Origin of the sequence: Sphingobium terrigena (assembly GCF_003591655.1) — a bacterium.
In the GTDB taxonomy this organism is placed as follows: Bacteria; Pseudomonadota; Alphaproteobacteria; order Sphingomonadales; family Sphingomonadaceae; genus Sphingobium; species Sphingobium terrigena.
Genome location: NZ_QVRA01000018.1, coordinates 63,940 through 85,139, shown reverse-complemented (window position 1 = coordinate 85,139; position 21,200 = coordinate 63,940). Strand labels below are relative to the sequence as shown.

The following is a 21,200-nucleotide window of genomic DNA, read 5'->3' as shown; positions in this document are numbered from 1 at the left end:
CCTGCCGTTTTCACGGTCGCAGCCATTGCTGGCCAAGGTAAGTCGGGTGAGCATCAGGCTGTTCTTGGTTTCCTGAGAAGTCATCCTTCACTCAATTGATCGCGCCACCATGGCGCACCCACAAGTTGCGATTCATGCACACCGCGCGTAGGTAAAACGTAGCCATTCCCAATGTCTTGGAGCCAACTTCTGAGTTCCAACAATAAAAGCCGCGAAAGTAAAGATCGGGATCGCCATTGGGCAGCCGGCCCGCTTCTATCGGGTGGGTATCGTCCACCAGGAAGAGGAAGACGTCGCGATCGGATGCATAGAGCGTCGTCGTCTCCAGGCTGACATCGACATAGGGATTGTAGCGCATGCTCGACCAGTCGAGAACGCCCGGCACTTTCCAGCGCGTGTCGGATACGCCGTCCCCGGCGATTTTCATGACGGCGCCGACAAGCTCATGATCCCAGATGCGGCCATAATCGGGGCCGGTGACGGCGCGCAGTTCGGTGCGCCCATCTTCCGTTTGGAGCATCTTCACCTGTTCACCGCGGTGGGAGAGGAGGCCATGCTGAAGATTGATGCCGGCCAGCGCCGCCGGGAGCGTGCGCAGATAGGATGCCGGTGCTCCGACGAGGCTCGATAGCTGGCCGAAGGACCAGTTGGTGGGTGCCACGGGCCGATCATCGCCAGGGACGATGAGCGAAAGCCGTTCGGGATCCTCGCTGCGCGCTTCGACGCGAACGGACTTGCTCTCGACAACGCGCGTGGTGGCGCGATCCGCGCGGGAACGGACGCTGTCGTACAGCTCGGTCAGGGACAGGAATTTCTCGTCGTCGGGCCGCGAGAACCATTCGGAAGACACGCGACCGATATTGCGGCCGCGCGAGATGTCGACACGGTAGGCGCCGCTGACGGGACGGTCGGCGGTCGGAGCGAGACTGGCCATGGGAGTTCTCCTGATGATGGACGGTTGGGGGAGGTGACAAGGAATCACCGACCCGCGCCGTAACCTCGCCCCCTCCTCCCCTTCCCGGTGGTCAGGCCGCGTTCAGAAGGTCGGCAGCCCATTCGACCACCCAGGCTTCGGTGATTTGCTCGAAGCCGATCTCGCCTTGCTCAATGAGGTCGCGGATTTGCTGGCGTGCGCTGGTAAGGGCCTGTTCCCAGGGATCGGAGTTTCGTGGTTGGCCGATTGGCAGATCGAGCATCTGTTGAACTGCCCGAACGGGCTCGCGCAGGCGATCGAGCTGGCGGCCTGTCCAACGCGCCATATGATCGGCGACGAAGCGGTTGGTCTTCGATTGTCCGGACATGAGTGCGGATTGACGGGCCGCGACCCCATAGGCCTGGCTGTCGATGCTGGCGACGCGATCGCCGAAGGCAGCGAGCGATGGAAGCGCACTTCCCTTCACGCCGAAGAGATGAAGCTGCAATGTCTTTGGGAGGCGGCGATCCAGGAGTTCGATGACGGCGATCAACCCTTCGGGGCCGTGAAGATGGCGGCGGCACATCGAGCCGACGCCGAGAGGTTGGCCGAGTTGGATGAGGTCGGCGATCGCCTCGAAGGATCGGATATAGTCCTCTGGGAGACGGCCCTGTACGACCGGCATGAAGCGGTGCGCGATGCCGGCGTCGCATGCGCGTATGTGACAGGCGCGATTGAGCTGGATCGTACGGGCGATCCGGTCGAGGACCTCGTCTCGATCATGCGCGACTGCTTGTTCGACGCACAGATCGAGGCTGGCGAAGCGCCGGAATGGATGGCTTGAGGCAAGCGCAATGTAATCGTCGATGGTCCAGGGGATGCCGCGTTCGCGAACCGCCAGCACGAAGCCGGCGCTGTCGAGATCGATCGATGCCAGGCCGTGTGCGTTGGCGAGTGATCCCAACCGCCATCCGCGCCACTCGCGGGTGCCGTTGCGCCGGTCCCAGCGCGAAAAGCTGTTCGCCGAGACCAGGACGGGCACCTGCATGGCTCGGGCGCGATCGAGCAGCGGACCTTCCGAGAGTCCGGGAAGTCCGACGATCACCTCGATGGCCATGAGGGTCAGACGTCGCGCGACATCGGGCGGCCGTCGTCGTCATAGCGATCGGGGTCAGCGCCCGGTATGTCCCAGCCGAACATGGAGCCGGCTAGCATGGCCGCGAGCTGGGCCGGCCTCGCCTCGAAGGTCGTGTTGATCCGATCGACGGTCATGCCATCGGGTAGCGGCCAATAGCCGGTTTCGCCGCGTTTGATGACGATCGGTTCGCCCGTCTCAGGAAGATGGGTCGCGCACATCTCGGGCAAGCGGTCGAGTACGGCCAACCTGCGCGCGGCCGCGTCGAGCGTCGCCTTTTTGAGATCGCGTAGCCAGGATGGCCCGAGATGGTTGCGGACCATCCTGAGCGAGCTGCCAAAGGGTTCGTAATCGTCACCGCCGTTCATCCATTTGATCGACAGCGTTTCCTTCCAGCGACGTCCGTGGCGCGCGCGGAAATCGACAAGGGCGCGCCACATGGCGTCGTCCGGTTCGGTCATGACGGTTCTCCGATAGTGTCAGTCGAAGAGAGGGAGCGCGGATTGCGCGGGCGCGCGTTCGAGGCCGCAAAGTCCGAGGGGACAACCGCCCAGTGCGGACGGGACTGGATCGCGACGTAAATGCTTGGCGGCGGAACGGCCGAGCGATCACTGCTCCGCTGGTATCCACTCGTAGAGAAGATGCCGATCGGGTTCGTGCTCATTCCCATTGGCGATCCGGACGAGCCGGCCATCGCAGGCGAAGCCGGCGGCGCGCGGGAAGTCGAGATAGACATTGCCCTCGAAAATGAGATCGCCGGAGCGGACGGCTTTTATGGATCTGGTCGTCCCGATGGCACGGTGTCCGTCGGGTGCGGCGACGAGTTTCAGGCGGTCGCCGGGCTTGATGCGGCGCTTGAATGCCGCGAGCGAAACCAGCGGCTCGACCTTATTGGCTTTGCCGCGTCTTGCGGCGAGCGCCGACCAATAGGCTTTGCCGATTTGCACGTCTGAATGGAACGCGCATTGCAGATAGTCCTGGTAGAAGTTGGATCGGGTGAAACCGAAGCGTTCGATCTCGTCTCGCACCATAATAGTGAAGGCGCGGCGCTCGGATTCGTCAGTGAGGTCCACAGGCGAATCGAGAAGCTCGACTGTCACCTTCCGACCGCCGGAATAGCGCTCGCCGCGGCTGGTGAATCGGGTATCCCCGATGAGGCTATGGAGGTGGTTTTCGATCCTGGCACAGAGCGCGGGAAGCGCTTCGCCGGGACGATAGAGATCGCCATCATAGTGGAAATTGCCCCGATCATCATGATCGGTCTGGCTGTAAAGGCGCGGCGGCGCGCTCGCCGGCTGGGCCTGCGTCATGAGCTTGCCCTTTTGAAGAGGTCAGGCGAGGAGCGCCGGATCGAGTCCATCGGTTTCGGAGCCGTCGGTGCTCCAAAGGATGCGATCGATCAGCGCGATGCCGGCGGTGATGACATCCGTTTCCGGCAGGATAACGGGGGACATGTCGCCGTCACGCCGGACAAGGCAGTGGTGGATACCAGTACTGACGTATCGCCCGATTGCTTCGGCCTCGGCGTCCCGTAGCGATCTGCTGGGACCAGCATGGATGAATGCCATGTCAGGCAGCCGTGGCGACCGGTTCCGGGTCGCCGACGATTTCTACATGGGCGCGGCTGTAGCCGTGACGGTCGAGCCAGGCGGTGGCGGCTGCCGCGCCGGCTGCGACATGGAGCAGCTCGCGGTGACCCTCCCATTCCTGAAGCACAAGCGCGGCGCCGGGCGGAGGTATTCGAACGATCTCGAATGTGCGGGCATCACTGACCGAGAGGATCTTGTTGAGCGAGAGGACGATGGTCTCGCCGCTCCCATAGTCACCCTCGTGCAGGGTGAAGGTCGCTGGATAGGGATATTGACCGGTGCCGGCCGGCGATCGCTGGGTAAGCTGCCCTTTGCCGTTGCGCCCTTCCCATGCCTGAACCTTGCGCTTGAAGCGGTCTGGCGGGCGCGGTGTCCCGTCCGAATAGCGAATGATCGCACCCAGCGGCGCATCGTCGAAGATCGATTGAGCGGTGGTGGTCATGCGAGATTTCCTGGTGCTGAAGCCCGGCGTGGTCCCGAGCTTGGTTGGGGACAGGTGAAAGATGGCGCCGATGCTTCGGGATCGGTGGAAGCCTGGTTGGCGCGAGCGGCACGTCTCAATTTGGCCGAGGCGTGACCTGGTTTTGCGCATCGTCGGCGCGCGATGCGACCCACGCCCAATAGCCGAGCCGTGTGTCGTCATTGGCGACCTCGGCCTTCCAGTCATCGACGGGATGATCGGGATGTTGGCCCCAGGGTCCATAAAGCTGCAGGAGAGGGTCCATCAGATGATGCCTCCCTCAAGGGCGCGGCTGAGTGCCTCGCCGGTGCTTTCGATTTCGATGCGATCGGCCAAGATGGCGCACCATCCGCCGCCGAATTCACCCACTCTCGGCCTGGAGCAGCTCACTGCCCATTCGAAGCCGATCGGTGCCTTCGTGAGGGTTTCGCGGCAGCACCGATAGATGAGTTGAGCTAGAGGATCCGGCTGGAAGTCGGTGTCGCTGAAGAAGCATATCGTGCAGTCATCAGGCGCTTCGAGACTGTTACGACCCTCGAAGTCGACACCGAAGCTGGGAAAGTTCGGGTCGCTGAAAATCGCACGAAAGCCGCTCCAGCAATGGGCCGGATCGGTCGGGGGAAAGATGGCGAGGAATTCGGGCGTGGGATCTGGCTGTTCGCAATCGTCCATGAGATCGGCCGCGGCTTGAAATCCTTCCTCAATCAAAGCCATTTCGGCGTTGCTGCAGACGAAGGCAAAGCTGCCCTGGATCCAGGTGTCAGCCATGATTGCCTCCGTCAGGCTGGCGGGCCTCGACGATGACGAGCGGCGGCACAGCGAGGTCAGCGGCCGCAAAATGCGTCTCGATGGAAGCGATCGAGCCCAGGCGGCGCACATCGTCGCGCGAGATCATGACCTCGTCGTCATCTGTGACGGCGAACGTCATCTCCTCTATGCCATTGAAGACGAGGCGTTCCGGTCCCAAACTTCCGGCGCATCCGCCTGCCCAGCGAGCGAATATCAGCTGATTGGCGCGACAGAATTGTTCGATCGCCTCGAAGCTTCCCCAGGCCACTTCGTTGGCCATCAGGGAAAGGGGTTGATCGATCGGCAGTTCGGCGACGGTAAATTCAGAGCCTTGCCAGTCGGTCGAAGCGCCGTCGCTGTTGATCGCCGCTTCGAAGTCGGCGATCAAGGACTGCGGAAGCTGTCCGCCAAGCTTGATCGCTACGGAAACGCGGTCTGCCATGTACTCCTCCAGGGAAAGACGGTGGTGCGCGGAGATCTCCGGGACTCACCATCCTCCCCACCCTTCCCTTTGACTTCACGACCGGGCCACGGCAGAATTTGTGTTTACCTCTTTGAAAATTGGCGCGGTTAGTGCGCTGTGCTGCATCTGTTCGCACAATGAAGGAGTATCCCATGGCCGAGGCCGAGACGCCCGATCTCACGACGCTGACAGTCCAGCTTTTGAGCGCTTATGTTTCGAACAATTTGCTGCCGAGCGCGGAATTGGCCGGCCTTATTCAGTCGACGCGCACGGCGCTGTCGGGCGACGTCGCGGCCGTGGAACCTGCAGTGCCCGAATTTGCGCCGGCGACGACGGCTCGCAAGAGCCTCGCGTCTCGTGATCACATTCTCAGCATGATCGACGGCAAACCGTACAAGACCTTGAAACGCCATCTGTCGACGAACGGACTGACGCCTGCGGAGTATCGGGACCGGTACAAGTTGCCGAAGGATTATCCCATGGTCGCGCCAGGCTATTCAGAGCAGCGACGGGAGGTCGCGAAGCGATTGGGCCTTGGGCGCAAGCCAGCGGCGCCGGCAGTGGTAGTGAGCGAAAGCGAGGAAGCGCCGGCACCGGTGGAGACGGCGCAGAAGGCTCCGACCGTGAGGAAAGCGCGTGTCGCCAAAGCAAAGTCGGCCGTGCCAGCCAAGGATGTGGGACTGAAGGCGGGCCGCAAACCGAAAAAGTCTGCCGCGGCTGTACCAGCGGCTTCCGCTGCCGAGACCAATGAGGCCATCGTGATGCCGACGCGGGGTCGCAAGGCAAAGACAGAGCCAGCCGCGCAGGATGCGGCAGCTAAGCCTGCAGCGAAGCCGCGTCGCGGTCGGAAGGCGGCGGTGGAGGCGGTGTCGGAAGCAAGCTGACCATGGTGGGCGGGATCCTGTTCCCGCCCATCGACCAGGCTTCAGTCTGATGGGGCGGGGTCAGCGGAACAGGTATCGGGGGAGTTGCGCGTCTCGTTGGTCGCTTGCGATGATGATGCCCCACCTTTAGCTGTCGGGATATGCAAGCCCCGCGGAAGACACTGTCGATTCGGCCTCGTAGCGACGACGGTTCCGCAGAATTCGATGCCCTGGCGCTGCTTTCGCAGGCGATCCGCAATCAGTTATGCGTTCGTGCCACCTATAATCGCGGCATGGTCATTCTAGCGCCGCACATTCTCTACACACGTCACGATGCGCCCTTCGTTGATGCGGTCGTGATCGAACGGAACGGTGGAGCGCCTGAGGAGGCGAAACTGGCTAGCTTCAGGGTAGCTGGGCTCAAATCAATCGCGATGACGATTGAAGGCTTTGTGCCGTTTGCCGGCCTTGATCTAAGCGACGCGCGCTATGCTGAGCGGATCATGGCCCAACTGGAACCCTGAAGGATATCATTGGAATAAAGCTGCCGAGCCAGAGTGGCGGACCTACTATGTGATCCATCGGCGGTCATGGGACCGTTTCGAGATCCGTCTGCCGAAACTCATCATGGGTCGCCAGGATCGGCACATGATAATATTTGGCACAGGCATAATGCAGGCAATCGCCGAGGTTCAAGCCGTGGCGTCCTGAGCGATATCGATGCGCTGCGTATAGGGCGAGGCTGGTCGTATTGGTCGCGGGAGGCATATCTCGAACCTCGATCCCGCGTTCGTCCAGGAATTCGAGAATGACAGGTGCAACGGCTTCGACCGACAGGTTGAACTTGTCGGGACGGGCAAGGCCGAGCGCCGCCTCCAGCACCGCGACCGGAGAGGTCATTCTCCTTTCGGCAGCGGCAATAGCTTCAGATACCCGGTTCGCTTCCGGTTCGTCGGAGAGAAGGGCAATGATCGCGCAGGCATCGACGAACATCAGCGCTCGTCCCACATCTCATCGAAGACGTGCTTGGGCAGCGGCTTCCTGGTCTCGCTGCTGATCGTGATGCCGTGCCTGTCTCTAAGCCTCGCTGCTGTTTCAAGGGGCGTCTCTATGCCACGCCTGCGCTCGATCGCTTCTTTCATGGCAATGACGATCGCATCTGTAATGCCGACGCCAGCCATATCGGCAAATTTGCGCGTAAGGGCGTCGGCTTGCGGATTGTTGACGTTGATGGTCATGGCGAACCCCGTGTAGGTGCATATATGTACTATGTAGATTATCTGATCTACATTGGCAAGATTGATCCTTACGGCCGTGGCGCACCGATTCCGTCTTCTTCCCACCCAGGCCTAGACTCGTCGCCCCGAGAACCGCGTGTGCAGATGAGACTCGGCACCGGCGCCGGAAATGTTACGATGAGGTGTCGAGTTCGGAATCGAACGTCGCAGCGTCAGAAGGCGCCTTGCTCGCCGCGACGGCGGCCCTGTCCTCGTCGGTAAAATCGTCCATAGTGAGAACCTGGCGATCACGGCGCTTCAGGCGGTCATATTCGGCCGCAGACATCATGACGAGGCTGGCGCTATCATGGTTGGTGATCGTCAGCGGCGCGCGCATCGCCTCGCGGCCGAAATGGCCGACAGTCTTCTGGAACTCCGCGGACGAAACGCTCGCATTCGACGTGGCGTGCTCCTCATTCCCGCATAATAGAGGTTGCAAGGACCTTTTGAACCTGAATCGGGTGAGGAAGTTCGGGCCATCACGAATCCGGCATGATGGTTGTCAGTATCTCCTCCGCCCGGGCGACCGGCACAAACATCCGAGCCTTATAGGTTATGATCTCGACGAAGCATCCGAGCGATTTCAGCCACTCGCGCCGCTCGGGCGGGAAGTCCTTGATCTCAAGGCGGCGCTGTCCATTGACGAGCGCCGTTACCAGGCGCGCGTCGCCGAATCCTGGCAGCGGTGCCCCGGCGCCGTCCCTGGCGGCGGCGATGATCTGCTGCGGCGTGAGCCGGAGTTCCGCGTCGATACCGAAGGCGGACGCCAGAGCGCCGATGGCGTGGTCGGGCACGATGCGCCCGAGGAGACTGTTGCCACCTTCGTCCGAGACGCGCCATACGCGGACATCATCGGTGGGCAATTTGTGCCAGACCGGCAGGAGCAGGCCGGTTGCGATACTGATCGTCTCTACATCGACTTTCGACTGCGCTTCGACGGCTTCTTCGTCCCAGCGCGACTGGAAATCGGCTGGTTCGATCGAGGTCCAGTGTGAATGCCATAGCGACGCTGCATCAAGGCGATCGCTGCCGGTCGGGCGCACCATGCGACACATCGGAATGATGCGGCCTTCCTCGTCGGTGACGGACCAGGATGGGACGCGCAGCGCGACACGTCCGGATCGGCTGTTCCACAGATAGCCGATGTCGGGAGTCTCGCCCCAGACCGTCATCAATCGGTGAAAACTGGTCGCATGGCGTTTGATGTGCAGTTCGAGACGCTGCAGGCGGGTTTCGGCGCCGGTGACCGGGTCGCGCCGGAGAAGCTGGTCGTCGAGACGGATGATCTTCTCGGCGAGGATGGTTTCGACGCCGACATCGAGGGTGCCGGCTTCGCGTGCCGCGTCGACCCGGGCCTGGATGAGGCCGAGATATTCCTCAAAAATGGCGTTCTGGGTGGCAATGCGCAGCGCGAGAATGCGGTTCAGCCAGCGTTGGATCGGCGGCAGATGCTCGAGCAGCGAACCGTCGTCGGCATTGACGAGCTTCAGCCCCGTCAGTTCAACGAAGGCTTCAAGCGTAGCGCTGGCGAGCTTGCCGTCGTGGAGCAGATGATACCATTGATTGAGTGCTTCGCGGGCAGAATCGCTTTCGAGATTATCGGCTGGGTCGAACAGGTTCTGGCCCCCGGTCTGTCGCTGGCCGCGCGTGAGCGCCCCCAGGCTGTCGAGTCGACGCGCGATGGTGGAAATGAAGCGGCGCTCGCCCTTGCAGTCGGTGGTGACGGGGCGGAACACCGGGGGCACGGTCTGGTTGGTTCGGTGCGTGCGACCCAACCCCTGGACGGCGGCGGCCGCGCGCCACCCGGGCTCGAGGAGGAAATGGATGCGGCGTTTCCCGGCGCTTTTGGCGTTGCGCTCGGCATGATAGCTGCGCCCGGTGCCGCCCGCATCGGAGAAGACCAGCACGGCTTTGCGCCCGTCCTGAAAGGCGTCGGCGTCGGCGATGCTCGCACGGGCGCCGCGCCGTTCGAGCTTCTGGCGCCCGGTTCTGTCGACAATGATACGGCGGCTGCGGCCGGTGATTTCCGCGACGGCGTCGGTACCAAAATGCCGGAGCAGGGAGTCGAGGGCTGCGGGGATAGCCGGCATCGAACAAAGCTGTTCGATCAGATTGTCGCGGGCGCGGATCGCTTCCTGACAATGGACGGGATTGCCATGTTCATCGACCATCAGCTCCGACCGTAGGTCACCCCCATCGGTGCGGAAGGTCCGCATCTGCCGCGTCGGAAAGCCGCTGCGCAGATACTCGATCAGCGTGTCGAGCGGTGAGAGCTCAAGGTCCAGGCTCGCACGTTCTTCGTCGGAGAGCCCTGCAAGGCGTCGATCGAGGATCGCTTCCGCCGTGGTGACAAGCTGGACGACCGCCGCGTGACCGTGGGCGATCTCGGCTTCGATAGCCTTGACGAGGGTCGGCATTTTGAGCGCGACCAGCAAGGCCGAAAAGAAGCGTTGTTTCGAGCTTTCGAAGCGGCTGAGGGCGGAACTGCGCGCCTGGGCATTGAGGACGTCGCCCGACATGCGATCGACGATACCGGAGGCTTTCAGCACCTCGTCGAGATTTCGGTGAATGATGCTCCAGCTATCCGCAAATGCATCGTAGATATCGATCTGGTCAGCGGTCAACTGGTGCTCGAGCGCTTCATATTCGACGCCAGCGAAGCTGAGCGCCCGGGCGGTATAGAGGCCCATGGCCTTCAGGTCGCGCGCGACGATCTCCATGGCGGCAATGCCGCCTTCGTTCATCGCCGCCATGAAGGCGTTCCGGTCGGGAAAGGCTGTGCCCGGTCCCCAGAGACCGAGCCGCGTTGCGTAGCAGAGGTTGGCGGGGTCGGTGGCCCCGGTCGCGGACAGATAGAGAATGCGGGCACGCGGCAGCGCATTCTGGAGACGGACGCCGGCAAGCCCCTGCTCGGAGCCCTTGGCGGCCCCGAATTGCGTTTCGGTGCCGGCGGCGTTGGCGAGCGCGTGGGCCTCGTCGATCACGATGATGCCATCGAAATCCTCCCCGAGCCAGTCGAGGATCTGCTGGAGCCGGGAGGCTTCATCATGCCGCTGGGAGCGTAATGTGGCATAGGTGCAAAAGAGGATTCCGGACGGCATGGCGATCGGCTTGCCCAGCGGGAAAACGTCGAGCCCCTGAACGTCGACGGAGAGGCCGCCAAGGGCGGTCCAGTCGCGCTTCGCTTCGACCTCCAGCGCGCTGCTCTTCGAGAGATAGATGGCCTTACGGCGTCCCTGGCACCATTGGTCCATGATGCAGCCGGCCGCCTCTCGCCCTTTACCGACGCCGGTGCCGTCGCCGATATAGAAACCGGTGCGGTACGCCTTGCCGTTTTCGTCCTCGATCAGGCGATCGCCGGCGTCGTTAGCCCGAAAGCGCCCGGGCAAGTTGCGCTCGAAGGCGTCGCCGGCCTGGATGATGACCTCAAGCTGGGCGTCGGAAAGCGCTCGGACGGTGCGGTCGGGCAGCATCGGGCGATAGCGCGGCGCGGGCGGCAGAACCGATGCCATCGCCAGCGACTCGACCAGGGCGTCGGGATGGGGATTGGCACCATCGATATCGATGCGTGCGAGCCGCCAGGGTGCATAGATCCCGCTGGCCTCGCCGGCGGGGCGGATCTCGTCTCGGACGCGATACGCGAGCGGGGCGATGGGTGATGGCGGCGGGGCTGTCGGCGTGGGAGCAGTAAGTGCCTTGGTCGTCAGGCCGCGCAGCAATCCATTTGAAGCAGGCCGGGTCGGCAGGCGGGGTCTGATTCCGGCAGCGGCCGGCGCCGGCGGCGGCTGGTCAAGCGTGAGGCGCGGCGGCAGAGCCAGGACCAGCGGCAGTGCAGCTTCCAGATTGGCCGCGCGGTGATGTTCGGTGGCGCCTGACCAGCCCTTGTCGAACACCAGCAGGCGGACATTGATCGAGGTGCCATGTTTCGCATAGGGGCTGCCTTCGATGTCGATCTCGACGCGCGGCGTCGCGACCTCGCAGACCGCCTCATAACCAGGGCCTCCGGTGTTGGCGCGGGCGAAGCCTGGGGACATGATCGCGACACAGCGCCCGCCTGGGGCAAGTCGCAGCAATGCCGACCGGAGATGACGCGCGCCGGCGTGCCGGTCATGCCCGCGTGATGCGCTGCGGCTGAAGGGCGGGTTGATCAGCACTGTTGTCGGACGTGCCGTGGCGGGCAGGAGATCGTCGATATGCTCGCCATCATGATCGGTGACGGGCTGGTTGAGCGCCTCGCCGAGCAACGCTGCGCGCTGGGGATCGCGCTCGTTGAGGATGAGGGAGGCGCCTGCACGGGCCGCGTGGATTGCCAGCAAGCCGGTGCCGGCGGAAGGTTCGAGAACGCGGTCGGTCTTGTCAATGGCGGCGGCCATTCCGGCGAGCCAGGCGAGGGTTAGCGGCGTGCTGAACTGCTGCAGATCGACCTGGCGTTCAGAGCGGTAGGTCTGCGTCGGGAGGGAGCGCTCGAGCGACTGGAGCGAACGAAACCGATCCTGCGGGGTCGCGCCGGAAAGATGGCGGCAGTCGCACGCGCGGAGGAGGAGTACCTGCGCTGTTTCGAGCGCTTCATAAGCATCTCGCATCGACCAGGCCCCGGAAGCGTCGGTGCCCCCGAAGCCTTGCGTCATCAACTTCTGCAGGGCCTGTCGGCTGATCGTACCCTGCCGATGGAGCAGTTGATGGATCGAGCGGGCGACGGTGATCAGGGTCGCGTAAGGGCGATCAGCGGGATCGGGCGGTATGAGCGCGAGCAAGGGCTGGGACATAAGGGATTCTCCTGATGGCGGGCGCATGGCGCACCACATCCGTTCCCGCTCCCTCCCCTCACGGTGGCGATTGGTGACGGGTGCAGGTCGAGCGGAGCGCGGCGATGGCGAAGATGCCCGGCAGCCGGCCGAAGCTGGCCGCCGGGTTAAGCGTCAGGCGGCGTCGGCGAGCGGCGGGGCCCCCTGGGCGGGCGCAGAGCCAACTGGCGCTTCGTCCGTGATCGTCTCATCCGCCACGGTCTCGGTGCTGGCCGCAGCCGGATTGGCCGAGAAGCGCATACCGTCGGGGATCCACCGCACGGCCCTGGCCTTCACATCGGCCTCGACGATGATGTCGCCCGCGAACAGACGTTCGGCCGAGGCCGCGAGGTCGTGTTTCTTGCTCGCGCTGTAGCGTTGCTTGAGCTCGACTCCACCGACCTCTTCGAACAGACCCAGGATCGCCGGCTTGGTGATGCGGTCGAAATAGGCCCGCGCGGTCGGGCGCCACCACGTCGCGACGTCGATGGCGAGCTTGGCCCCCAGATGGTCGAGGAAGTCGCTGCCGGTCCTTCCGCTTGGAACCGCGTCGATCGTGCGGGCGATTGCCCAGCCCAGCCAGGCAGCGCGATCAGCATCGTCAAGCGCGCAAAAGGCGTCGTAGCGTTGCTGGATCGTCTCGTGACTGATCCAGCTGCGATTGAGCGCCTTCTCGAGCTTGGTCCATTCGGCTGCAGCAGGCGTGCCGCTGTCAAATCCCTGCACACGCGGTGTCGGGCGGGTCGCCCGAAGCTCGCTCGGAACGTCGTCGCTGTCCATCGGTCGGGAGGCCGCTTCGACCATGATGAAGGTGCCGAGATCAAGCGCGAAGACCGGGTCGCTGGCAACATGGATGGCGATAAGCTCGGTCTTCATCACCGCCAGCTCATCGGCGAGGCGCTGACTGATCACAGGCTTGGCATCGTTCGCGATGACGATTGCCTCGTCAGCTTCGGGGTCCCGCTCGGCACCATCGCCCTGATCTTCCGCAGTGTTCGGTTCAGGTGCGACATAGAGCTGCTCGTGGACGCGCGGGGAGCCGTCTGGACCGATGACGATATAGGCGACGGCTTCTGCCTTCTGCGTGTCGGTCAGGACCGGAGTGCGCTCGGTGATCGAGGCGAGTTCAGCTTCGAGGGCGTCGTTCCGCAATTCGTCATCTACACTGGGCGCATAACCTTCATCCTCGCGCGCTGAGGCGATCTCCTCGAGTTCGGCTTTGATCTCGGCCTGGCGCGTTTCCTGCTCGGGCGCGAGCGGCGGCAGGTCGCCACGAAGTGGCTGCAGCGCGTAGGTCTCGGTATAGGGAACATGCGTCGCCGCAACGGCTCTTACTTCCTGAAAACCGTCACGCTCGCGAATGGCTTCGGCGGCTGCAGCGAGGGCTTCCTCCGCGAGAGCGTCAACAATCTGCGTGTCGAGCCAGCTTTCGCTGTCGGCGTCCGAGAACAGATCCTTATCGATTCGGCCGCCTGCGGCGAGATAGGCATCGCGGCCAACCAGCAGCGCGCGTGGATCGCTCGCCCTGTAACTGAACGACGCAAGCTGTCGGCGGATTTCGCTCACGTTGGAGCGATGATAGCCCTCGCCCATCTGGCTGAAAACAGCAGTCTGGCGTTCGGTGTCCGAGGTGGCGGCATACGCCATGGCGACGTCGAGGGTGATGGCGTTGGAGGCCAGCGCATCGAAGACGGGTTCGGCAAGGGCTGCGAGGCGCAACCGCCCGTGCACGAATTTTTCGGTCACGCCGAACCGTTTTGCGACATCGGCCGGGGTCTTGCCCTCGGTCTCGATGACATCCTGAAAGGCGCGGCAGGCCTCCGCGGGATTCATGGCCAAGCGAAAGAAATTCTCCGCGAGGCTGATTTCGATCGCGTCCTTGGGGTCGGCGAGCGGCAACACGGGCACGAGATAGTCGGCATCGAAAACGGCCTTGTCGATGAGCCGGTGGACGGCGTCGAGCCGGCGTCCGCCCGCGGTGATGCGATACTGACCCTTCTTGCGTGCGACGGGCACGCCAATGAGGTTCTGGATGATGCCTTTTTCGGCGATGTTCGCCTCGAGCTGTGCGTCGGCGACAGGGTCGGTTGATTTGCGGACGTTGGTCGGCGACTTGGTGAGCTTCGATGCCGGTACCAGGATGGGTAGCTGGGACATGGATATTCTCCGAAGGCGAACGCGACCCGACCGTCAGGCCGCCTGCCGCCTCCGCCCCCCACCCCTCTCCCCTTCCCGTCGTAGAACATCGTTCCAGTCGTTCAGGCCGTGCCATGGCCAGATCGTTTCGATCGTCCGTCCGCGCGTGGCATGGGCTTCCCGCGCGACAATCTCTGCGCGGCGGCCCGGTCGGTCATTGTCGGGCAGGAGTATCAGACGTTCTACGTCGGATGGGACCGCAATCCTGCCGAGCCGCTCATTGCCAAGGACGGCCCAGACGGGGAAGCCGAGCAGGATCATGGCGGAGAGCGCGGTTTCAACGCCTTCCGCCAGGCCAAGCACGTCGGTGGCATCGGACAGCATGACGGCGCCGCGTGCCGGATGCCCCAGCATGCGACGGGGATTTCCAAGATCTCGTGCCCGCCGCGCGAGCAACGTGTCCAGGAAGGTCCGCTGGACGGCTATCACGCGAGTGCCCTCCTGAACGGCGGCGAGCATCGCGGGGCGAAAGACGATCTGGCGCCGTGGCCCGAGCGGCGTGCGCGGGTGAAAGCGGAGCGCCGGCGAGACATGGCCGATCGCACGGTTCAGCAAATATCGCTCGACCGGCGTGTCCATGATGGCGCGCGCCTCGTCCCAAAGGTCGGTGGCACGTGATCGCAGCCAGCCCTCATCGGCGGCTGGCGGCAGAAGGATTCCGGTCGCGGTTCCGCTTGAAGGTATCGGTCCAAGCCGAGTGATCGCGCGCAGGACATCGATTGTGTCGCAGCCCGCGAAGCATTTGAAGAGGAGGTCGGTGTCGCCGGTCCGCACCGAAAGACTTGGGGTTCGGTCCGGGTGCGCAGGGCAGCGGCACATGCCTTTGCCGCCAGTCCAGTGTCCGCCAAGATAACGGACGAGCGCCATGCCGCGTGCTTCCAGCTCCGCGCGGCCGGCAGTGCAATCAGTTGTGGGCATAGAGATGACTTTCGTCGGGAAATTCTCCGGGCAACACGCAATAGGTCGCGTGCGTCGGCTGCCCTCAAAAGGGCTTCTCCCAAAATGGGCACGAATTTATGATTGCCGTCTGGTCGATGAATTCGATCAACCATAGGATAACGATAAAGGACCTCGCTGACGCCGCGCTCGACGATCCTATCGGATCGGGATGAGCGATTGTGTCGCACGCCTACGTACGAACATGCCAGTGGTGAAGGGAATGCGATGGGAAATGTCATGTCGATCGTTCGCGATGAAGAACTCGTGAGCGCAGCCGACCCTGCGGTCGTGAAAGCCGTGTCCTTGATGAAGGAAGCGCTGGAGATTCTCGATCGGGGCGGCGCGGGTCTGACGGCCTTTGCGTGTCATCTTTCGCTCGCGATCGACGTCGCCGAGCAGCGCCCCGTGCCCACGACCGAAGAGGAGTTCGAGGCGATGTGGGCCGAACTGCCCGCGCCGTTGTACGTCTGCTCTCATCGCAAGATGTAAGGCCGACTCCTGGTGGACTTAACGGCTTCAGAGCCTGCTCCAGGTTTCTCGCGTATCGAGAGCGGCGATCGCGGTGAGGATCGAACGGCGCACCTTGCGCGGGCTGACCCCAAGCAGGGATGCAATCTCCTGGACGCGTAAACCGTAACTCGTAGCCAGGAAGAAGATCTGCTGAGCATCCGGGGACAGTCGAGCGAGTTTGTGGAGGCTATTGGAGATCGCCTCGAGCCGATCTTCGGGCACGTCGCCCTTTGGCACCAGCACCCAGGCTCGTACTGCAAATCCGTCTGGATGGATCCTGGCTTCCGTCTCCAGCGGGTCGATGACGATATTGTCGTGATCCGCGTAGCGTGACCTGGCCAGCGCCACGGCGGGGGAACCTAGCCGCGTGGACCTTTCGAGAAGGTGACGGCGCTGTGCGGCGCGCGTTTGCGGTACGACCGTGCGTCCCGCGCGCAGTCGTTCCCAGAGATGGCGGAAGGGCATGGACGAGCTCCTGCAGGGATCGGCACCCAGATCAGCTTCGACAGCCTGTCGCTGATCCGAACGACTCGCCCGCTCGCCCTTCTCTCCCCTCCCGCCCGCATCGCGTCTGGCGCAAGATCAACCGTGACGGTCGACCCTGCACAGCCAGTGCCGGCGTGAATCGGCTGATTTCGCCCCGAAATGCGGTTCAACCCTCTACCTAGCCGGGTGCGCGCTGCCTAAATTTCGAACGAGATGCATCCCGTTGTAATCGGGAGAAAATCATGATCCAGATTTTTCGGGGCGCCCAGGCGCCCGGGTCCAGCGCGATCCTCGATGCGATGCATCGCGATCGCAAACATGTCTTCGTCGATCTTCTGAAGTGGGACGTTCCGGTCGTCGATGGTTGCTTCGAGATCGACCAGTTCGATGACGAGCGTGCAATCTACCTGGTTGCCGCCGACGAGAGCGGAGCGCATCGCGGCTCGATCCGGCTTCTGCCGACCGATGGGCCGCACATACTGGGGACGATCTTTCCCGAGCTGTGCGACGACGCTGTGCCGCGCTCGCCTGAAATCTTCGAGATAAGCCGGGGATGTTTGTCGATGCGCCTGCGGGCGCCGGAGCGCCTGATTGTACGCAACGCTTTGACGACCGCGGCCGTTGAATACGCGCTTCTGCATGGGATCACGGCATTTACCTGCATTGCTGATTCCGGCTGGCTCAGCCAGGTTTTGGCGCTCGGCTGGGATTGCTGGCCGCTCGGCCTGCCGCAGAAGATCGGCCGCAGCCTGACCGGCGCGCTCAGAATCGACATCACACCCGAAACGCCGCACCTGCTGCGCGATGCCGGCACCTATAGGCCTGCGCCGCTCTCGTTTGCAGATGTCGCGGAAAGGGCGCTGGCATGAACGAGATGTCCACCGTCACCGGTGATCCGCTTCACTCCGGATTGGGAGAGCAGGCCGAGGCGTTGTTCGCCCATGGTTACTGCGTGATCCCGAATGCCATGCCCACCGCTATCGTGCGCGCGCTGGCAGCCGACCTGGAGCCTGTATTCCACGCCACGAAACTCTCGGTCGGTCCCTTTTATGGTGACACTACCAAGCGGTTTCATGGGCTGTTGCGCCGCAGCGCGCATATGGCCGCGTTCGTTCAGCATAAGACGGTGCTTTCGACCGTCGAGGCGATACTGGGTCGTCATTGCGATACGATCCAGCTCAACCTCACCCAGGCGATCGAAATTTTGCCGGGAGGGGACGCACAGCCACCGCATCGTGATCAGGACATGTGGCCGGTTCACACCGAGGGGGTCGAGTATCTCATCAACGTGATGTGGCCGTTCTCGCCGTACACAGCGGAAAATGGCGCGACCGTTGTCTGGCCGGGGAGCCACCGGCGACAGGACGAGATTGTGATCGACGCGGCCGAAGGCGTCAGTATCGAGATGCAGCCAGGTGCTGCGCTACTGTTCCTCGGATCGATCCTGCATGCCGGCGGCGCGAACCGCACCCGACGGCCAAGACGCGGGATGATCGTGAGCTACAGTTTGGGTTGGTTGAAGCCCTACGAGTTGCCCTGGCTGGCCTATCCGCCTGAGATCGCACGGTCGTTCGATCCGGAGCTTGCGGCGCTTGCCGGATATCGCGCCCATCGCCCAAATCTCGGTACCTACGAAGGGCGCTGCCCATCGCATATGCTCAACGGTGATTCCGACGCGCTCGGCGCCATCGATGCGCTGCGTCTGGAGCAGGAGGAGCTGATCGAGCTCTATCGAGCTGGCGCGATCGTTCCTCAAGGGTCGGCGGTGCCTGCGGCGTAATGGCGCCCCCGCACCGTCGTGTGCGGGGCCGTCACGCCCGGCATTGAGCCTGTCCCAGAAAAGTTCGACGCAGATGAACGCTGACGATCCTGAAAAAGGTAGAAAAGAGGTCTGCCTCCGGCTCCTTGCCGAGCGCAAGCTTGTCGGCGCTGCGTTGGGGTTCGACCTCTGCCCGGTTCCGACCTGGGATATGTTGCTGGATCTCTATCTAGCGCACCTCGAAGGTCGAAAGACCTATCTCTGGTCACTGTGCATGGCCTCCCATGTGCCGACGACCAGCGCGCATCGAAAGATCGCCGAACTTACCAAGAAGGGGCTATTGACGCGCAGTGCCGACGGGCAGGACGGTCGGCGTGTATCCGTTGGGTTGACGCAAGCCTGCATTTCGCTGCTGAATGATCTCTTTGACCGGCTACGGTAGCGCGGGTCGCAGGTGGAAGCCGGGGTGGCCGCGACGTGTCACGGCGACGGATGGTGGGACAGGCCGTCCTTCCCGTTCGGACCCATCCTGCTGCAGCTTATGACCGATTCCGGCACAGCGCTCCTGGTCGACCATTGAGAGACTGACAGGGCACACTGCTTCCTACGACCACCTTCTCCTGCCCCCTTCCCTCACCCCCAACGGCGGCAGTCACTGGTCGTCAGCGCCGCCGGATTGCTGAGCGCGTAGGTGCGAAATGGCGGGCGTGCTATTTTTCTACCGCGTGTTTGATCGAAACATCCGAAGCGTAAGGGCAAGCATTTCGCTAGCCCACTTCAACTCGACATCGCTCAAACCGGAGAGTTCGGCCGTCAGATCGAAAAGGTCCGGCCGCTGGTAGTGTTTTGACCCTGGATCAATCGCGAACAGTTCTGCAGGATCCACTTCAAGGGCACGCGCAATTTGTTCGATGTTAGGAAATCTGAGGGCAGCCTCCCCCCTCTCAACCTTCCCGATCATATTGGGAGATAGGCCGGCTGCTTCCGCCAGTTCGGCCTGCTTCATGCCTAATCGAAGGCGGTGAGCACGCACCAAGTTACCGAACCGTTTGTGCAAATCCATCGTGAGCTCCCCAACCCACCTACGGGGAGCTCAACGGGACACCCACACATGCCAGGTGTTTTTAACACCATATGATGCTTCTACTTGCACATATCGTCGAAGGGGCTAAGATTCCTTCCGGACAAAACGGCGGGATCGTGGGCCAAGGGATATCGAGATGTGCGGGAAACTCGAAGCGAGCGAGTCACCTACAAGGTTCAACCGACTGGGTTACGGAAGGCGGAATGCTCGGCTCCCACGGCTTGATGTCGTTCGCAACCGGGGGGCTCTGTGGGGATCTTTGTGCCGGGATCGGAGCGGGGCTGATGACGGTCGTTATGCACATCGCGCAAACGCGTCTCTGCAGATCTTCTAATGGCGCTGGAGGACAGTGCCGAGCACGCCGGGCGGCGTGACCTACCGGACTCCAAGGTTTCGGGCGGCGTGGAATTCGAGGCGATTTACCGGTCGGAGGTTCCAAGTCTCATGCGGTTTTTTCGGAGACGGCTTGGCTCCCACGACGAAGCTGATGATCTGACCCATGAAGCACTGACCAGGTTTCTACGGGCGTCACCGGCGACCCAGATCGCGACGCCGCAGGCGTATCTGAGACGCATTGCGACCAATCTGCTGCGGGATCGTGCCGAGCGCGCCTCGACCCGTCTATTGGAAGTGTCGGTGCCGCTGGTAGAGGGGCTCGATCATCCTACGGAATATGATCAGCACCGGGAGTTGGAGGGCCGTCAGGAACTCGCTCACTACACAGCAGTCCTGCGCGAGCTAAAGCCGAAGACGTTGGAGATATTCCTGCTGAGCCGCGTCGATGGTTTCACCTACAAGGAAATAGCCGCTAAAGTCGGGATGAGCGTTTGGGGTGTTAAGAGGCAGATGCTAAAGGCCATTGCTCATATCGATCAGCATCGGAGGAACCGATGAGCGATCATCCCACGAGGATAGAGCGGCAGGCCTACAAATGGGTCATGAAGATGCTCGATGATCCGGTCCGGCACGCCGCAGCGCTCGAGCGCTGGTTGTCGAAGGATGACGAGTACCGTGCCGTTTATAAGCGCGTGGCGATCGAGGTTGGTCGAGCCAGCGACGCCGCTGCGCAGGCGCCCGTTCTGCGCGCCATCACGCGACCCGCGCGGGAGTCGGTCGGGTGGGTTCCAAAAGGAAGAATGATCGCCGTCGGTGGGATGGTTGCAATCGGCATCGCTGCTGCTGGCGTGTTCGGTGTGCTCCACATGTCACTCGGCAACGGCGGGATCGGTGTCTCGGGCAAAGCGCCGATATTGGCCTATGCCGCGGGCGAGACGGATCGCAGCTTCACGCTTAGCGACGCGTCGGTCGTCACGCTCTTCGCACATGGCCGCATCGAGGCCGATTTCTCGAAGTCCGAGCGGTCGGTCCGTCTCTTGGGCGGCAAAGCCCGGTTTGCTGTGGCCCACAATGTTACGCGGCCGTTCGTTGTCTACGCGGCGGGCGGCAAGGTGAAAGCGACTGGCACGCTGTTCGAAGTGGCGATCGACGGGGAGGTTAAAGTTCGCCTTATCAGTGGTGCGATCGAGGTTACCTATCCGCGATCATCCGCGAACAGGCCCGAGAAGGTCGTCCGTCTGGGACCCGGGGAACAAGCCTCCTATCCGCCGTCGGCGGCGGTGGCTCCGGCGCCCACGCCAGAAAGGTCGGCGACAAGCTCGGCGCGTTCGCTGGAGAACTTCGACGACGTTCCCGCTGCCGAGATCGCCGAGAGGGTCAATCGCTCTTCCTCGGTGAAGATCGTGTTTGCCGATCAAGCAATCGGACGCCGGGAGGTTTTCGCGGACCTTGATGTTTCCGATGCCGAAGCCGTTGCGCAAAAACTCGCGAAGGTGCTGGGGTTGTTGATCGATCGAGGGCAGCCAGGTCGATTGTTACTCAAGAGTCCAAACTGACATCCGGGCGCGAAATGCCCCACATTTGAAAACGTCCCGTCAAAGCCAATGCACCCACCCG

Annotated in this window: 24 protein-coding genes and 1 pseudogene; 9 read left to right on the top strand and 16 right to left on the bottom strand. The window is 62.8% G+C overall.

The genetic code is table 11. From position 1 onward, the window contains the following. Positions 1–118: 118 nt before the first annotated feature. From D0Z70_RS17390 to D0Z70_RS17375, 4 genes and pseudogenes are all read right to left on the bottom strand, one after another. Positions 119–934: pseudogene (locus D0Z70_RS17390) on the bottom strand (DUF932 domain-containing protein); the annotation flags it as partial. 91 nt (positions 935–1,025) lie between these two features. Beyond that, a complete protein-coding gene (locus D0Z70_RS17385) occupies positions 1,026–2,030 on the bottom strand; it encodes a deazapurine DNA modification protein DpdA family protein (RefSeq protein WP_119748640.1) in 1,005 nt (334 codons plus the stop codon). 5 nt (positions 2,031–2,035) lie between these two features. Further along, positions 2,036–2,509, bottom strand: a complete 474-nt coding sequence (locus D0Z70_RS17380; protein ID WP_119748638.1) for a hypothetical protein — start codon at positions 2,507–2,509, stop codon at positions 2,036–2,038. Between the two features lie 147 nt (positions 2,510–2,656). Further along, the gene (locus D0Z70_RS17375; RefSeq protein ID WP_338054918.1) at positions 2,657–3,148 is read right to left on the bottom strand and encodes a hypothetical protein; all 492 of its coding nucleotides are present in this window, start codon (positions 3,146–3,148) and stop codon (positions 2,657–2,659) included. Positions 3,149–3,208: 60 nt separating this feature from the next. Between D0Z70_RS17375 and D0Z70_RS25790 the strand changes: the two genes are divergently transcribed. Next, positions 3,209–3,583 carry a hypothetical protein gene (locus tag D0Z70_RS25790; protein WP_338054917.1) on the top strand — a complete coding sequence of 125 codons (375 nt, stop codon included), beginning with the start codon at positions 3,209–3,211 and terminating at the stop codon, positions 3,581–3,583. A gap of 34 nt (positions 3,584–3,617) precedes the next feature. Here D0Z70_RS25790 and D0Z70_RS17365 read toward each other — a convergent pair whose 3' ends face one another. The 4 genes from D0Z70_RS17365 to D0Z70_RS17355 all read right to left on the bottom strand — a co-directional run bounded on the left by D0Z70_RS17365 (position 3,618) and on the right by D0Z70_RS17355 (position 5,328). Beyond that, a complete protein-coding gene (locus D0Z70_RS17365; RefSeq protein WP_119748632.1) occupies positions 3,618–4,079 on the bottom strand; it encodes a hypothetical protein in 462 nt (153 codons plus the stop codon). 115 nt (positions 4,080–4,194) lie between these two features. Then, positions 4,195–4,362 carry a hypothetical protein gene (locus D0Z70_RS24970; protein WP_182914015.1) on the bottom strand — a complete coding sequence of 56 codons (168 nt, stop codon included), beginning with the start codon at positions 4,360–4,362 and terminating at the stop codon, positions 4,195–4,197. Continuing rightward, entirely contained in the window at positions 4,362–4,865 is a 504-nt protein-coding gene (locus D0Z70_RS17360) for a hypothetical protein (protein WP_119748630.1), read from the bottom strand. The genes D0Z70_RS24970 and D0Z70_RS17360 overlap by 1 nt, the downstream gene beginning before the upstream one ends. Then, a complete protein-coding gene (locus D0Z70_RS17355; RefSeq protein ID WP_119748628.1) occupies positions 4,858–5,328 on the bottom strand; it encodes a hypothetical protein in 471 nt (156 codons plus the stop codon). The genes D0Z70_RS17360 and D0Z70_RS17355 overlap by 8 nt, the downstream gene beginning before the upstream one ends. Before the next feature lie 173 nt (positions 5,329–5,501). Between D0Z70_RS17355 and D0Z70_RS25455 the strand changes: the two genes are divergently transcribed. Further along, positions 5,502–6,233 (top strand): Ros/MucR family transcriptional regulator, encoded by a 732-nt coding sequence (locus D0Z70_RS25455; RefSeq protein WP_239018991.1) that lies wholly within the window; start codon positions 5,502–5,504, stop codon positions 6,231–6,233. Between the two features lie 140 nt (positions 6,234–6,373). Then, the gene (locus D0Z70_RS17345; protein WP_239018990.1) at positions 6,374–6,736 is read left to right on the top strand and encodes a hypothetical protein; all 363 of its coding nucleotides are present in this window, start codon (positions 6,374–6,376) and stop codon (positions 6,734–6,736) included. Between the two features lie 64 nt (positions 6,737–6,800). Here D0Z70_RS17345 and D0Z70_RS17340 read toward each other — a convergent pair whose 3' ends face one another. The 6 genes from D0Z70_RS17340 to D0Z70_RS17315 form a co-directional block, all read right to left on the bottom strand. Then, complete coding sequence (locus D0Z70_RS17340; RefSeq protein ID WP_119748626.1) at positions 6,801–7,205, bottom strand: type II toxin-antitoxin system VapC family toxin; 405 nt, start codon at positions 7,203–7,205, stop codon at positions 6,801–6,803. Next, positions 7,205–7,450, bottom strand: coding sequence for a type II toxin-antitoxin system VapB family antitoxin (locus tag D0Z70_RS17335; protein ID WP_119748624.1), 246 nt, complete (start codon positions 7,448–7,450; stop codon positions 7,205–7,207). The genes D0Z70_RS17340 and D0Z70_RS17335 overlap by 1 nt, the downstream gene beginning before the upstream one ends. Before the next feature lie 172 nt (positions 7,451–7,622). After that, positions 7,623–7,826 carry a type II toxin-antitoxin system Phd/YefM family antitoxin gene (locus D0Z70_RS24965; protein WP_182914014.1) on the bottom strand — a complete coding sequence of 68 codons (204 nt, stop codon included), beginning with the start codon at positions 7,824–7,826 and terminating at the stop codon, positions 7,623–7,625. 142 nt (positions 7,827–7,968) lie between these two features. Further along, the gene (locus tag D0Z70_RS17325; protein WP_119748620.1) at positions 7,969–12,255 is read right to left on the bottom strand and encodes a strawberry notch-like NTP hydrolase domain-containing protein; all 4,287 of its coding nucleotides are present in this window, start codon (positions 12,253–12,255) and stop codon (positions 7,969–7,971) included. Positions 12,256–12,408: 153 nt separating this feature from the next. Then, entirely contained in the window at positions 12,409–14,430 is a 2,022-nt protein-coding gene (locus D0Z70_RS17320; RefSeq protein WP_119748618.1) for a ParB/RepB/Spo0J family partition protein, read from the bottom strand. Between the two features lie 33 nt (positions 14,431–14,463). After that, complete coding sequence (locus tag D0Z70_RS17315; protein ID WP_119748616.1) at positions 14,464–15,387, bottom strand: DUF7146 domain-containing protein; 924 nt, start codon at positions 15,385–15,387, stop codon at positions 14,464–14,466. 258 nt (positions 15,388–15,645) lie between these two features. Here D0Z70_RS17315 and D0Z70_RS17310 point away from each other — a divergent pair, with 258 nt between their 5' ends. Further along, positions 15,646–15,897, top strand: a complete 252-nt coding sequence (locus tag D0Z70_RS17310) for a hypothetical protein (protein WP_147418785.1) — start codon at positions 15,646–15,648, stop codon at positions 15,895–15,897. Positions 15,898–15,924: 27 nt separating this feature from the next. Here the strand turns inward: D0Z70_RS17310 and D0Z70_RS17305 are convergent, their stop codons facing one another. Further along, positions 15,925–16,383 carry a sigma factor-like helix-turn-helix DNA-binding protein gene (locus D0Z70_RS17305; RefSeq protein ID WP_119748611.1) on the bottom strand — a complete coding sequence of 153 codons (459 nt, stop codon included), beginning with the start codon at positions 16,381–16,383 and terminating at the stop codon, positions 15,925–15,927. A 263-nt stretch (positions 16,384–16,646) separates the two neighbouring features. Here D0Z70_RS17305 and D0Z70_RS17300 point away from each other — a divergent pair, with 263 nt between their 5' ends. From D0Z70_RS17300 to D0Z70_RS17290, 3 genes are all read left to right on the top strand, one after another. Beyond that, entirely contained in the window at positions 16,647–17,273 is a 627-nt protein-coding gene (locus D0Z70_RS17300) for an acyl-homoserine-lactone synthase (RefSeq protein WP_119748609.1), read from the top strand. Next, positions 17,270–18,184 carry a phytanoyl-CoA dioxygenase family protein gene (locus D0Z70_RS17295; protein WP_338054914.1) on the top strand — a complete coding sequence of 305 codons (915 nt, stop codon included), beginning with the start codon at positions 17,270–17,272 and terminating at the stop codon, positions 18,182–18,184. The genes D0Z70_RS17300 and D0Z70_RS17295 overlap by 4 nt, the downstream gene beginning before the upstream one ends. 73 nt (positions 18,185–18,257) lie before the next feature. Next, positions 18,258–18,605 (top strand): MarR family transcriptional regulator, encoded by a 348-nt coding sequence (locus D0Z70_RS17290; RefSeq protein WP_119748607.1) that lies wholly within the window; start codon positions 18,258–18,260, stop codon positions 18,603–18,605. 276 nt (positions 18,606–18,881) lie between these two features. Here D0Z70_RS17290 and D0Z70_RS17285 read toward each other — a convergent pair whose 3' ends face one another. Continuing rightward, the gene (locus D0Z70_RS17285; RefSeq protein ID WP_119748605.1) at positions 18,882–19,226 is read right to left on the bottom strand and encodes a helix-turn-helix domain-containing protein; all 345 of its coding nucleotides are present in this window, start codon (positions 19,224–19,226) and stop codon (positions 18,882–18,884) included. A 354-nt stretch (positions 19,227–19,580) separates the two neighbouring features. On the opposite strand from D0Z70_RS17285, the gene D0Z70_RS17280 reads away from it, so the two are divergent. Together D0Z70_RS17280 and D0Z70_RS17275 are read left to right on the top strand one after the other, a co-directional pair. Continuing rightward, complete coding sequence (locus tag D0Z70_RS17280; RefSeq protein ID WP_119748603.1) at positions 19,581–20,141, top strand: RNA polymerase sigma factor; 561 nt, start codon at positions 19,581–19,583, stop codon at positions 20,139–20,141. Then, positions 20,138–21,139 (top strand): FecR family protein, encoded by a 1,002-nt coding sequence (locus D0Z70_RS17275; RefSeq protein ID WP_119748601.1) that lies wholly within the window; start codon positions 20,138–20,140, stop codon positions 21,137–21,139. The genes D0Z70_RS17280 and D0Z70_RS17275 overlap by 4 nt, the downstream gene beginning before the upstream one ends. Positions 21,140–21,200: the final 61 nt, after the last annotated feature.

Bases quoted from the DNA above. Each gene is read 5' to 3' on its own strand.
- D0Z70_RS17385 (WP_119748640.1), bottom strand. From the start codon at position 2,030: ATGGCCATCGAGGTGATCGTCGGACTTCCCGGACTCTCGGAAGGTCCG.
- D0Z70_RS17380 (WP_119748638.1), bottom strand. From the start codon at position 2,509: ATGACCGAACCGGACGACGCCATGTGGCGCGCCCTTGTCGATTTCCGC.
- D0Z70_RS25790 (WP_338054917.1), top strand. From the start codon at position 3,209: ATGGAGGTGGTTTTCGATCCTGGCACAGAGCGCGGGAAGCGCTTCGCC.
- D0Z70_RS17365 (WP_119748632.1), bottom strand. From the start codon at position 4,079: ATGACCACCACCGCTCAATCGATCTTCGACGATGCGCCGCTGGGTGCG.
- D0Z70_RS24970 (WP_182914015.1), bottom strand. From the start codon at position 4,362: ATGGACCCTCTCCTGCAGCTTTATGGACCCTGGGGCCAACATCCCGAT.
- D0Z70_RS17360 (WP_119748630.1), bottom strand. From the start codon at position 4,865: ATGGCTGACACCTGGATCCAGGGCAGCTTTGCCTTCGTCTGCAGCAAC.
- D0Z70_RS17355 (WP_119748628.1), bottom strand. From the start codon at position 5,328: ATGGCAGACCGCGTTTCCGTAGCGATCAAGCTTGGCGGACAGCTTCCG.
- D0Z70_RS25455 (WP_239018991.1), top strand. From the start codon at position 5,502: ATGGCCGAGGCCGAGACGCCCGATCTCACGACGCTGACAGTCCAGCTT.
- D0Z70_RS17345 (WP_239018990.1), top strand. From the start codon at position 6,374: ATGCAAGCCCCGCGGAAGACACTGTCGATTCGGCCTCGTAGCGACGAC.
- D0Z70_RS17340 (WP_119748626.1), bottom strand. From the start codon at position 7,205: ATGTTCGTCGATGCCTGCGCGATCATTGCCCTTCTCTCCGACGAACCG.
- D0Z70_RS17335 (WP_119748624.1), bottom strand. From the start codon at position 7,450: ATGACCATCAACGTCAACAATCCGCAAGCCGACGCCCTTACGCGCAAA.
- D0Z70_RS24965 (WP_182914014.1), bottom strand. From the start codon at position 7,826: ATGCGCGCGCCGCTGACGATCACCAACCATGATAGCGCCAGCCTCGTC.
- D0Z70_RS17325 (WP_119748620.1), bottom strand. From the start codon at position 12,255: ATGTCCCAGCCCTTGCTCGCGCTCATACCGCCCGATCCCGCTGATCGC.
- D0Z70_RS17320 (WP_119748618.1), bottom strand. From the start codon at position 14,430: ATGTCCCAGCTACCCATCCTGGTACCGGCATCGAAGCTCACCAAGTCG.
- D0Z70_RS17315 (WP_119748616.1), bottom strand. From the start codon at position 15,387: ATGCCCACAACTGATTGCACTGCCGGCCGCGCGGAGCTGGAAGCACGC.
- D0Z70_RS17310 (WP_147418785.1), top strand. From the start codon at position 15,646: ATGTCGATCGTTCGCGATGAAGAACTCGTGAGCGCAGCCGACCCTGCG.
- D0Z70_RS17305 (WP_119748611.1), bottom strand. From the start codon at position 16,383: ATGCCCTTCCGCCATCTCTGGGAACGACTGCGCGCGGGACGCACGGTC.
- D0Z70_RS17300 (WP_119748609.1), top strand. From the start codon at position 16,647: ATGATCCAGATTTTTCGGGGCGCCCAGGCGCCCGGGTCCAGCGCGATC.
- D0Z70_RS17295 (WP_338054914.1), top strand. From the start codon at position 17,270: ATGAACGAGATGTCCACCGTCACCGGTGATCCGCTTCACTCCGGATTG.
- D0Z70_RS17290 (WP_119748607.1), top strand. From the start codon at position 18,258: ATGAACGCTGACGATCCTGAAAAAGGTAGAAAAGAGGTCTGCCTCCGG.
- D0Z70_RS17285 (WP_119748605.1), bottom strand. From the start codon at position 19,226: ATGGATTTGCACAAACGGTTCGGTAACTTGGTGCGTGCTCACCGCCTT.
- D0Z70_RS17280 (WP_119748603.1), top strand. From the start codon at position 19,581: ATGGCGCTGGAGGACAGTGCCGAGCACGCCGGGCGGCGTGACCTACCG.
- D0Z70_RS17275 (WP_119748601.1), top strand. From the start codon at position 20,138: ATGAGCGATCATCCCACGAGGATAGAGCGGCAGGCCTACAAATGGGTC.